The organism is Microcystis sp. M31BS1 (assembly GCF_020245285.1).
Classification (GTDB): Bacteria; Cyanobacteriota; Cyanobacteriia; order Cyanobacteriales; family Microcystaceae; genus Microcystis; species Microcystis panniformis.
Genome location: NZ_JADBVE010000165.1, coordinates 1 through 11,530, shown reverse-complemented (window position 1 = coordinate 11,530; position 11,530 = coordinate 1). Strand labels below are relative to the sequence as shown.

The following is an 11,530-nucleotide window of genomic DNA, read 5'->3' as shown; positions in this document are numbered from 1 at the left end:
TAAATCCTTATCTGGCAAGAGACTTAATTGATTAGTTCGCTCTAGAGAAAAATAATTGACAAAAATCGCTAAATGCCTTTCTATACAAGGGTTACATCCTCTATAACCCCCGTTCATTGCATAACATAAACCGAAGAGCCATATATATTTCGGCACGGATTCCCATTATAATAAAAAGTATAGGTCAAATCGAGGAATTTTGTCAAGTCTTTTTTGCCATTAATCTATATAATTTTCGGGATGCTTACCAGTCATTGTCCTGAAAAAAATTATGCCCTAGTTTGTCAAACAAGCCTATGTGCAGCGGTTAACCGAGACAGGACAGGAGACAAAAACGAGTTATTGGCTAGAAAGAGGCGATGGGATGTTATTATTTAAAGCCGATTCCCCGGAAGCAGCCGAATCGATCATCGGGCAGCATCCCCTGATTAAAAATGGCTATGTGGAGTATTAACTGCACGAATGGCGAATAGTAGTGGAATAGGCTATTAAAGGAGTGAACCCTGTGCAAATATTCACGACAATCCCCGGTTTACGCACTTTTTTGGCTGATTATCGCCCCGATCACAGTATTGCCCTCGTGCCAACCATGGGCGCTCTCCATAAAGGTCATGCTAGTCTAATTCGACGCGCAGTGACGGAAGCGGAGGTGACTGTGGTTAGTATTTTTGTTAATCCTCTACAATTTGGCCCTACAGAGGATTTTTCTCGCTATCCCCGCACCTTTGAAAGCGATCGCCAATTGTGTGAATACTTGGGAGTTGCTGCTATTTTTGCTCCGAGTGCGGAAACTTTAGGAATTGGTGATTCTGAGGAGATAACCGCAGTTGTTCCCCCGATTTCTCTGACTAGCGGGTTATGTGGTGCTTTTCGTCCAGGACATTTTCAGGGAGTAGCCACAATTGTCACGCGGTTGTTTAATATTATTGCACCGACGATCGCCTATTTTGGCGAAAAGGATGCCCAACAGTTAGCGATTATCCGGCAATTAGTCAGAGATTTAAATTTAGCGATCGAGATTCGCGCTTGTGCTACAGTGCGAGAAACATCGGGATTAGCCGTTAGTTCTCGCAATCAGTATCTATCAGCCACAGAAAGGGAAAAAGCGACAATTATCCCCCAAAGTTTGCAATTAGCTCTCGAAAGTTTTCGTTTAGGGGAAAGACAAAGGGAAAAACTACTGGCTATTGTCCAAAAAAATCTCGACAGAGTGCCAGAATTTCGCTGTCAGTATCTGGATTTAGTCCATCCCCAGAGTTTACAACCGATCGAGCAGATCGAAGCAAGGGGCTTATTAGCGATCGCTGGATTGATCGGTCAAACCCGTTTAATTGATAATATTATCTTGTGTCAACGTCGGCCAGTTATCGCTATTGATGGGCCTGCTGGAGCGGGAAAATCGACAGTCACGCGCTTAGTAGCGGAAAAATTGGGGTTAACCTATCTCGATACCGGTGCGATGTATCGCGCAGTGACATGGTTAGTGGTGAATTCCGGTCTGGATTTGTCCGCAGAAGCGGCCATCGCCGAGTTATTATCTTTAGCGAAGATAGCAATAATTCCGGCCGATAGTCCCGAAAATGTGACTATAGTGAAGATTAATGGGCAGGATGTGACTTTAGAGATTCGCTCTCCCGCAATTACCGCGCAAGTGTCCAGAATTGCCGCTCAAAAAGCGGTGCGACAGCAGTTAGTCACCCTGCAAAGACAGCTGGGAATGTCGGGGGGAATAGTTGTGGAAGGTCGAGATATTGGTACTAATGTTTTCCCAGAAGCGGAATTAAAGATTTTCTTGACAGCGACACCCGAAGAAAGAGCGAGAAGGAGATTAAAAGACTTAGAAGCGCAGGGAAATGGGGGTATTAGTCTCACAGAATTAACCCAAGAGATTGAAAAAAGGGATTATTTGGATAGTAATCGCTCCCTAGCACCCCTGCGAAAAGCCGCAGATGCGATCGAAGTTAATACCGATAATCTCAGTATTACAGAAGTCACGGAAAAAATCATTGCTCTTTATCATCAAGGAGAAGAAAATCAATGGGGAAGTCTCTAGTTTTTTTAGATACTGATGTTTTGATTTCTTATCTACGAGGAGATCTAGCCAGTGTACATTTATTCGATCGAGAAATACTCGATCGCGTTTGTCTTGCTATTAATGCGATCGTTTTACAAGAGTTATTATTTTTGGCAGAAGTTCGTAATCATCCTGAAATAGTCGATCGGATTCAAGAAAAGGTGACTATCTTGGATTTTGATTTAGTTAAACTTGATCAATATTGGCAAAATGCTAGAGATATTCGCAATATTTTGGTACACTCGAATGATGTTTTAATTTTAAGTAGTGCCGCTAATTGTGATTATTTAGTTACCTATGATCAAAAACTTAAAAAAGCCTCTAGTTATCTATATAACTCTAAACCGATGGTAGTAACACCTGAAGAATTATTAGAGGTTATTTATCAAAAAAATATAGTCCCTTCTAGCCTCTCTTGCCAAGGATATAAATCCTCAAATTTTCCCTTAACTCAGGTGATTTAGGGGGATAATTATGAAGTTAAATTACCTGACTTTCTCATCTATCTGTTTAACGGTAATTTCCTTGATAATTATCGGCAGTCCAGCTATATCTTTAGCCGATCACAGATCACCAATAACTTTAGCTGCTAAGGATTTATCAAACCAGCAACAGGGACGAACAATTATTCTTAATGGTCGTTCTTTGCCCGTTTCTTGGCGACAGTGGACAACAGCAAATAGTACCAGAATCGCCATGGGTGACACGGGAGCAAGACAATTATTCGGCATGGATTTTCTTAGCACAAATGATCCAAAAAAGCAACCGATAAACTGGTTTAATTTACAAACTTTATCAGCTAATTTGATCGACTCTGATCGCTGGCTAGATGTTACGGATATTTTACTAAAAATGGGGGCGACAACCACTATTAATGGCGATAGTTTAACTATTAACTTTCCTGCTCCTCAGATTCAAGATATTCAGCTAGAAAATTATGGGGCAGTACAAAGGATTATTATTCAACTCGATCGCCCGACCTTTTGGCAAGTTAGTCAGGCAAAAAATGAAGCAGTGATTACCCTAGAAGGAAATGCCCAGCAATCGCTCATCTCTAGGTTTCAACCCCAAACTATCAGCAACAGTAATCAAAATAACGATGAAGATGATCTAGGTAACTCCAATAATAACTTAGCCACTCAGATCACTTCTTTAGAAAATAATGGAGTGATCAGTCGTTTAAAAATTAACCTTCCTACTGCCTACGGATTACAGATCAGCAGTGTGGATAATCCTCCCCGAATTATCATTGATTCTCGTCCCGATGCTATGGATGAAAAGCGCATTGTTTGGCAACCAGGGTTAGTCTGGAATCAAAAATATATCCAGTTAGATCAAGATTGGTTTCCCGTGACTTGGTTAGAAATCGATCCCAGAAATCCTCAGATAACTATTAAACCAATCACCGCTAATTCCACCTCAATGCGCGGCACTAATCCCCTGATCACGATTAATAGCGAAAGTAATGCGGTAGCGATGATTAATGGCGGCTTTTTTAATCGTAATAATCAGTTACCTTTGGGGGCAATTCGTGTGGATGGTAAATGGTTATCCGGACCAATTTTAAACCGAGGAGCGATCGCATGGGATAATCGTGGTAAAATCAGGATCGATCGCCTGAGTTTAGAGGAAACTCTCATTACTGCCACCGGACAACGTTTTCCCCTAACCCAGTTAAATAGTGCCTTTGTAGCAGCCGGCTGCAGTCGTTATACTCGTGATTGGGGAAGTAATTATCATCCCCTCACCGAGCGCGAAACCGGGTTAGTCGTGCAAGGCGATCGCATAACGGAGAAATTAAATAATCTTTTGCCACAGGATAGTATAGACATACCAGAAAATAGCTATTTAGTCATCTGCCGAAAGACAGATATTAATTTAAATATTGGTGAGAGAGTCAATCTCGATAGCGTCACCCTACCGAGAGATTTTGCTAATTATCCCCAGATTTTAGGTGCTGGTCCCCTATTATTGCAGAATGGGCGCATAGTTTTAGATGGAAATGCCGAAAAATTTAGTCCGGCATTCCAAAATCAACAAGCTTCCCGCAGTGCGATCGCAGTTAGTCAAGAAGGAAAAATTTTGCTAGTGGCTATCCATAATCGCGTCGGAGGAAGGGGGGCAACTTTAGGCGAATTAGCCCGAATTTTGCTGTTAATGGCGGCAAAGGACGGTTTAAACCTAGATGGGGGTAGTTCCACTGGAATAGCCTTGGCGGGTTATCTGCTCGATCGCTCTGCCGTTACCGCCGCAAAAGTCCATAATGGAATAGGAATATTTTTATCACCGTCTCCTTGAAGGGGGTGAAAACAATGGATAATAGCGACTGGATTAAACAATTGCTGCTGATGGGTATTGGCACTACTTCCATGGTGGCAGAAAAGATCAAAGAAGTGAGCGATGAATTAGTCAAAGACGGTAAAATCAATTCTGATCAGGCTAAAAACTTTGTCGATGATCTGATGACACAGATGAAGTCTGAACAGGGGAACTTCGAGAATAACTTAGAACGCTATATTCGCCATATTTTGCAGGATTTAGGGGTTCCCCGACAATCGGAAATGGACGAACTGCGGGGAAGGATTGATAGATTAGAACGACAGGTGAGAGACTTAGAGAATAAACTCTGGCGTTAGGGAACTATGAAATCAATGCGCGAAATCTTGCTCAGTTTTGCTATTATTGCGGTTTGTGGCTTATTTTTAATCGCTGCTTCCCTCTTTGGTGGGGGGGAAAAAACCAATGCGATCGCCGCAGAAATCGATCCACCCCCTATCACTCAAACTATTAATAAGGAAATCATCTCCATGGATTTAGATCAAGCAGTTACCACCGATTCGGGACTAAAATACATCGATATAGTGGAAGGAACCGGAGAAAGTCCCCAAAAAGGTCAAAAAGTGACTGTTCACTACACGGGAACCCTGACAGACGGCAAAAAATTCGATAGTTCCAAGGATCGCAATCAACCTTTTACCTTTACCATTGGAGTTGGTCAAGTGATCAAAGGATGGGATGAGGGAGTCGCATCGATGAAAGTCGGTGGGCAGCGTACCTTAATTATCCCCCCAGAATTAGGTTATGGTGCGCGGGGTGCTGGTGGGGTGATTCCTCCCAACGCGACTTTACTTTTCGATGTGGAATTGTTGGGAGTCAAATAAATAGGTTTTTCCTCTGATTTCTTACCTCTACCCGCATCGCTTCTGAATGCGGGTTTTTTGACAGATTGCCAGAAGCTAAGGGCAAAATCAAGAGGATTTAGTAAATTCTAGACCGTTTTCGCTGCCGTAACGTTCCATAAAACGCATAAAACGATCCCACTCTGCGGGAGAATTAAAAATAACCGTAGCTTCGATCGCCATGGGTTTACCGTTGATAAATTTGCCTTTTACTTCCCTGGTGACGATTTCCCCCTCCTCATCAATGAGATACATCCCCGTGATTTCCTCGGTTTGTTGATCTCCGAGGATAGTCGGTTGATCAAAATAAAATTTTGCCGATCCCTTCTCTCCCGTTTTCGTGCGACTTAAGCGGATATCGGGAACAACTGATTCTTTTAACCCCCTGGAAAACTGAATTTCTGCCATTACTTTTCTTTATCCTTCTCATAAAACACGCCTTTCTACATCATCTCACACCAAGTCGCAAGTAAAAAGCAGATGGGACAGCATAAGCTCAAAATATCAATACCAGTACCATTTTTCCTGATTCGTAGGCGGCCTATCCATTGGTAACATCTTTCTTTACATAGGGTCTGCTGAAAAAGTTTGTTGGTGGGGGCAGGGTGTGGGGTGTGGGGTGTGGGGTGTGGGGTGTAGGGTTTTCCCGATTTTGAGGTAGTCAGTTACCTAAAATTCAGGGAAAAAGTCCTGGAATTTTACCCGCGATCACTCCAATGGTCAGCACTTTTTGAGGGGAAAAAAGTCTAAAAACCTTATCCAACAATGTTTTTAGATTTATTCCAGCAGACCCTACATAAAATTTGACAAACAGACAAAAGTGTGCAATCTGGCTCAAGTTGGTTCTCTGAGGGAACTAATTTGATGGAATAGTTCCGGGGTTGTAGTCGGTTGTTAATTTCCATGTCCTCTATAGTACATCCCCTGTCGGGGTTCTGTCCCTTCTTAATAAAAACTTTTTATTGCGTGTGTTTTAACTTACTTGTGTCCTTAAATACTTCTTTTACTGCGTCAAATCACACAAGTCTTTATATGAAGGCTGTACGATCATGTTTGGTGTAGATTAAATTGTTGCCATTGCTTCCCGTTTCTCATCCAGACTGTGTTGAGATTTGTCAAAGCTAATTGCAAAAGTAATCTTTTACATCCAATGGTTTTTAAGTCTGTTAGCACGCTATGTCTATCGTAAGTAAACAAGAACCTAAGCTGGAAACGCTCACCCTATTTCAAAAACGCCCAAAAACGGCGTTCTGGGAGAGATTTTGGGGTGTGAGTATAATTAACCATCTCTGCCATTACTTTTGAAAAATTTGACTTAAACAAATTATGAATAGATATGCAGTCTATTAGCAGTTATCTTAACAGTGAGATACGAAGTTTCTGGTTTTAGAGAACGACGCAACGGCGGAACGTCGGAATATTATCTGATCGTCCAGAGATGATGACAAATACCGCCATACTTCATCCTCATGATAAACGCTATAATCTAAAAGTTGTTGCCAGTTGCTCATCATGAAAAAACTTACTTATTCATTGCTCCCCCTGGGGATTACTGTTGGACTTTGCCTAAACATTGCCCCTGCTTCCGCTAGTTTGGTGGTACAAAATGTCATTTCCAACGCCGCCCTTTCTATTGACGGCTTCGGAAGCACAACTAACAGTGGATTTATTCAAGCCAATATACCCACAGGTTCTACTATTCAGAGGGCTTATCTCTATGCCACTTCCGTCTGGGATATGAGTCCAGTTTACGGAGTAACTTTTAATGGGAGTACACTTTCCTTGGGTTCAGCAACTATTCTTGGTCCCAATCAAAACCCAGCCACCACCGCCCGTTGGGATGTCACCAGTATCATCGCTTCTTCTTTTACGGGAGGATTACAAGACTTTAGTATCGTTGAGAATGGCGATAACGATGGTGCGGTTCTTGTCGTTGCCTACAGCAATTCTTCTACCCAAGGTTTTACCTCGGTTATTTTAGACGGGGAACTGTCCACCGGGGGAGACACGAGCCAGTTTGATTTTGCCAGTCCTTACACTGGGGGAGATTTTCTGGTTTCCCTCGCCTCTAGTTATAGCCGTCAACCGAGTGGGCAAGCCACTGAGATTGACGTAACCACTAATTCGACCAATAATCGACGATTAACCAGTAGCGCAGGAGGACAGGATGATGGCGAAGGAGCCCGAGGAGGCTTAATAACTGTTGGGGGGATAGGTGACAGTCCTACTAACCCCGGCCCGTTCGATTCCCCCTTCAGTGGGCCGCGAATCGATGATGAATACTATAATCTCGCTCTTGGCAATAGTGCTAATCCTGACGCTTTTATCTCGCATGGAGATACCTTCCTGCGCTTAAAAACAGTGAACCCAACCAATGATGATAACGTTTTCGGAATGTTTATCACCAGTGAATTTAAGATCACTGCCACTCCCGTCCCCGAGCCATCCATGACACTGGGCATTTTTGGTATCGGTGCCATCGGAGCCTTAATATCTCGTCGTGGTAAAAAATCCTAACAGAAAATAAACCTGACAATTTAAGGCTGTAAATTGCGGTAAAAAGCCATAAAATGTTCAATTGTGGTTTTTTATCGCTTTTTTTACCGCAAAATCACATTTACCTAGGGTTTGCTGAAAAAGTTTTCGGTGGGGGTAGGGTGTGGGGTGTGGGGTGTGGAGTGTAGGATTTTACCGATTTTCATCTGCTCAATTACCTAATTTTCAGGGAAAAAGTCCCGGAATTTTCCCCCTGCTCACTCCCAGACGAGGCACTTTTGGATTTCAAAAAGGTCAAAAGCCTTATTTTAAAAGGGTTTTACCATTATTCAGCAACCCTACCTAGTTTCTAGGTTTTTACCGTTCCAAGATAAAATTTGAGCTTCAACCTAAATCACCGTAAGAGAGTCTCGGAGTGCAATCAGTGGCAAAATCAAGGCTATGATCGATCACTGATAACCAATAACTGAGATGAGATGGTTTTATTAGAAGCAGCGGTTCATTCTTCCCTACGCGCTTTTTTACGCGAACAAGGACGCTTTTACTGGTCTCATCATCTCACTATGGGGCGACTGGTGGCTAGAGCTTTACGCCTAAAACGTTCCTCTCTCATACAAACTGGAACTACTCTCACCCGTTATTGTCTCAGTTATCTCACCCCAGCCCTTTTGGGTAATACACCTGTTCTGATTGTTGCCCCAGAGTCGGAAGTAAACCTACTGTTAGAAGTGGAAATACCCCGTCTGCAAGCATGGTTACAAACTCAGCGAGATATCCTCAAAAGCGATCGCTTTCCGGCTAATTTTACCGGTTTACTCCTCACCACACCCCAACAATGGTTAGAGGATAAATTGGGCAATCTCGGTCATTTTCCCCAGAATATCGCCACTATAATTGATCGAGCCGAAGATTTAGAAACTTGTCTAGTAGATTATCTCACCGTCACCATTACTCCCGAACAATGGTCTGCTTTAGAGTCAGCATATCCCCAGCATAGAGAGTTTATAGACTTAATTAAAGCACAACTTAGCCAAAGTATTCTTGGTCATCCAATTAATCCCTATAATTGCTATCTTATCGATGCCAAAGAAAAAGAATATATAATTGCTCTCCTGCAACGCTTGCATCAAGACTTAACCACTGATTCTGCTTGGCAACTTTTAGCGGCAAAAATCCCCGAGCATAATTATCTCCTCTGGACATCAGTAGATCGAGAGCGAGAAGAATTTACCCTAAAAATCAGTCCTTTGGAGGTGGCTAGTTTTTTCAAACCGATTTGGCAGCAGCAACCCTTTGTTTTAATCGGCAGTTTTTTAGATAGCGAAAAATCCGCTAATTTATACCGTCAAAATCAGGGTATCGGAGATATTTTAACTCTAAAGTTTGCAGCTGATCGCGAAAGTGAATATATTCATTTATATCTACCCGATCGCATCAGCGCCCCCAACACCCCCGAATTTCAACCGATGTTATTAAAGCAAGTGCGGGAATTAGTTAGTGCTAATCATACCAGTGAACAACCGATCGTGATCCTGATTGAAGATGTTCCTCTCAAGGCACAAATTGCCACCCAAATCGCAGCCGATTACGGTTCGCGAGTGCAAGTGGAAAAAACTGAAATTAATAGTAATACTATTCTCGTTTGTGGTTGGCAATTCTGGCAAACCCATCAAGAAAAATTTCTTACTCCCAGTTTATTAATTATCGCAACTTTACCCTTACCTTCCCCCGAAAATCCTCTCGTTGCTGGCAAAATTGCTTACTACAAACGACAACATCTCGACTGGTTTCGTGCCTATCTTTTACCCACAGCAGTGAGGGAAATTCAGCAATCTGTTCAGTCTCTCCGGGAGTGTCAGGGTTGTGTGGCTGTCCTCGATAATCGTGTCAATGCTCGCAGTTATGGCCGACAAATTCTCTCCGCTTTAGAACCCTATGCTAAAGTCAATTATCTCGATCAACAATTTTTTCAAGATAAAGATTAAATCAGTTATCAGTTATCAGTTATCAGTTATCAGTTATCAGTTATCAGTTATCAGTTATCAGTTATCAGTTATCAGTTATCAGTTATCAGTTATCAGTTATCAGTTATCAGTTATCAGTTATCAGTTATCAGGTTACTGATAAAATCTCCCCCAGAGCCATATTTCCAACTATCCAAATAACGATGATAAAGATATTTTTGCTTGTCGGGTAACTTTTCTAAAACAGGTTGTAAGTTGGCTGCCAAGGGATATAAACAACTATACAAAGCTAAATTAAAATAATGCCCCGTCCAATCAATAAAAGGACTGATACCCACTTGTGGAATCATCGGTAAAACTAATTGAGGATTAACCAAAGGCAAAGTTTTTGAGAGGGAAGAAAACTGCACCACATCCTGTAAAAACGGTTTTAATACCTCATCTCCCAACTTATCCATTACCCGAAAAACTCCACTCATTAAGTCATTAATTTGATTGGGATTAGGGTTAGCAGACATCCGGACACTCATGGTTTTTTGAAATAGCCACGTTACCGATATATTTGGTTGATAGGGTTGTAAAAGAGCTAAATCTTCTCGGTTTAAAGCATCGATTTGTAAAGCTTCCTCGATGGCAAAAGTTAGCCTTTTTAAATGCCTAACCATTGCCCCAAAACCGCCAAAACTTACCGGAGATTGACTACCGCTACTATCTCCCACTGCCAGAATTCTTGACCAAGGCATTTTTAAAGGACTTTGACGATAGGCAGGGAAAAAACCCGCTAGAAAACGCTGAAACTTTACCGCTTCTAAATCCACCTTTTGATACTCCGGCAGTAATCTTAAATACTCCCCCATCAAAAATTCTAAACTAAAGCGATCAGGATGGGTATCGAGATAGGTAAATAAATAAGTTGTCCGACCATCCCTAGCGGGAAATGCTTCCCAAAAGTATTGACATTGGTGCAAGATTGGGGTAAAAGAATAAATCAAATCACCAGTTTCATTACTGGGAAAACCCTGACCGCAACTACCCACCACTAAACAAACTCCATCGGGTTTTTCTCCTTTTCTTGCCTGTTTTGCAATTGGCGAAAAATGACCCATGGCATCGATTAATAAACGGGTTTTTAAAGTCATTTCTCCCGTTTTAACCATTACCCCATCGGGATGAATAATTGCCCCGCTAAACCCCGAATTTTCTAATAACTTTCCTCCCGCTTGCAAAAACTTAGTTTTTAAAGTCTCTAGCAAATAAACTGGATCAACACCAATATTTAAAATATCTCTGACCCAAAGCTCATAACCTTGATAAAATCTCACCCTAGCAGGATTATATTCCGTCGCTATTGCTTGATTTAATTCAACTTCGGTCAATAAATCTAACTCTAAAAAACTGCTTAATTCTAAACGGGAAATATTCCACTCCTGCTCACGACCGCGCAGAATACCTCTTTCTAATAATGCCACACGCCAGCCCCTAGTTTGCAAAGCAGCCCCGATAAAAATTCCTAGGGTTCCCCCCGCAATAACTAGATCAAAATCCGTCTCTCCTAAAGATTCTTGACTTTGATTAATTACCGTAGGAATAAGCGGATTTTCTAAACGCAAAGCTTGCCAAGTTTGATCGCTGGCTCGCAATTGTTGTAAACTCTGAGGAGATACTCGATCGAGTAAAGATGCAACTAAAGACATAATCTTATATCAGTTATCAGTTATCAGTTATCAGTTATCAGTTATCAGTTATCAGTTATCAGTTATCAGTTATCAGTTATCAGTTATCAGTTATCAGTTATCAGTTATCAGTTATCAGTTATC

General features: G+C 41.8%; 11 protein-coding genes. 9 read left to right on the top strand and 2 right to left on the bottom strand.

Features of this window, described 5'->3' with window-relative positions; translation table 11 throughout:
* The first annotated feature begins 298 nt into the window (after positions 1 to 298).
* The 6 genes from IM509_RS09560 to IM509_RS09535 are packed head-to-tail and all read left to right on the top strand — an operon-like array spanning position 299 to position 5,235.
* A complete protein-coding gene (locus tag IM509_RS09560) occupies positions 299 to 454 on the top strand; it encodes a YciI family protein (RefSeq protein ID WP_002786959.1) in 156 nt (51 codons plus the stop codon).
* Between the two features lie 51 nt (positions 455 to 505).
* Positions 506 to 2,053: a bifunctional pantoate--beta-alanine ligase/(d)CMP kinase gene (locus tag IM509_RS09555; protein WP_052278290.1), complete on the top strand. Its 1,548-nt coding sequence runs from the start codon at positions 506 to 508 to the stop codon at positions 2,051 to 2,053.
* Positions 2,038 to 2,538, top strand: a complete 501-nt coding sequence (locus IM509_RS09550) for a type II toxin-antitoxin system VapC family toxin (protein ID WP_052278291.1) — start codon at positions 2,038 to 2,040, stop codon at positions 2,536 to 2,538. The genes IM509_RS09555 and IM509_RS09550 overlap by 16 nt, the downstream gene beginning before the upstream one ends.
* Before the next feature lie 10 nt (positions 2,539 to 2,548).
* A complete protein-coding gene (locus IM509_RS09545) occupies positions 2,549 to 4,372 on the top strand; it encodes a phosphodiester glycosidase family protein (protein ID WP_185237650.1) in 1,824 nt (607 codons plus the stop codon).
* A gap of 14 nt (positions 4,373 to 4,386) precedes the next feature.
* A complete protein-coding gene (locus tag IM509_RS09540; protein WP_002765298.1) occupies positions 4,387 to 4,710 on the top strand; it encodes a phasin family protein in 324 nt (107 codons plus the stop codon).
* Between the two features lie 6 nt (positions 4,711 to 4,716).
* Positions 4,717 to 5,235, top strand: a complete 519-nt coding sequence (locus IM509_RS09535) for an FKBP-type peptidyl-prolyl cis-trans isomerase (protein WP_002786963.1) — start codon at positions 4,717 to 4,719, stop codon at positions 5,233 to 5,235.
* A gap of 87 nt (positions 5,236 to 5,322) precedes the next feature.
* On the opposite strand, the gene psb28 is transcribed toward IM509_RS09535, so the two are convergent.
* A complete protein-coding gene (gene psb28, locus IM509_RS09530) occupies positions 5,323 to 5,661 on the bottom strand; it encodes a photosystem II reaction center protein Psb28 (RefSeq protein WP_002786964.1) in 339 nt (112 codons plus the stop codon).
* 1,104 nt (positions 5,662 to 6,765) lie between these two features.
* Between psb28 and IM509_RS09525 the strand changes: the two genes are divergently transcribed.
* The 3 genes from IM509_RS09525 (at position 6,766) to IM509_RS09515 (ending at position 9,873) form a co-directional block, all read left to right on the top strand.
* The gene (locus IM509_RS09525; protein ID WP_052278293.1) at positions 6,766 to 7,770 is read left to right on the top strand and encodes a PEP-CTERM sorting domain-containing protein; all 1,005 of its coding nucleotides are present in this window, start codon (positions 6,766 to 6,768) and stop codon (positions 7,768 to 7,770) included.
* 455 nt (positions 7,771 to 8,225) lie between these two features.
* Positions 8,226 to 9,734 (top strand): helicase C-terminal domain-containing protein, encoded by a 1,509-nt coding sequence (locus IM509_RS09520; protein ID WP_052278294.1) that lies wholly within the window; start codon positions 8,226 to 8,228, stop codon positions 9,732 to 9,734.
* The gene (locus IM509_RS09515; RefSeq protein ID WP_287716841.1) at positions 9,685 to 9,873 is read left to right on the top strand and encodes a hypothetical protein; all 189 of its coding nucleotides are present in this window, start codon (positions 9,685 to 9,687) and stop codon (positions 9,871 to 9,873) included. Before IM509_RS09520 ends, IM509_RS09515 begins: the two co-directional genes overlap by 50 nt.
* Here IM509_RS09515 and IM509_RS09510 read toward each other — a convergent pair.
* Positions 9,848 to 11,407 (bottom strand): NAD(P)/FAD-dependent oxidoreductase, encoded by a 1,560-nt coding sequence (locus IM509_RS09510; RefSeq protein ID WP_052278295.1) that lies wholly within the window; start codon positions 11,405 to 11,407, stop codon positions 9,848 to 9,850. The two genes, IM509_RS09515 and IM509_RS09510, sit on opposite strands and share 26 nt — an antisense overlap.
* Between the last annotated feature and the right edge of the window lie 123 nt (positions 11,408 to 11,530).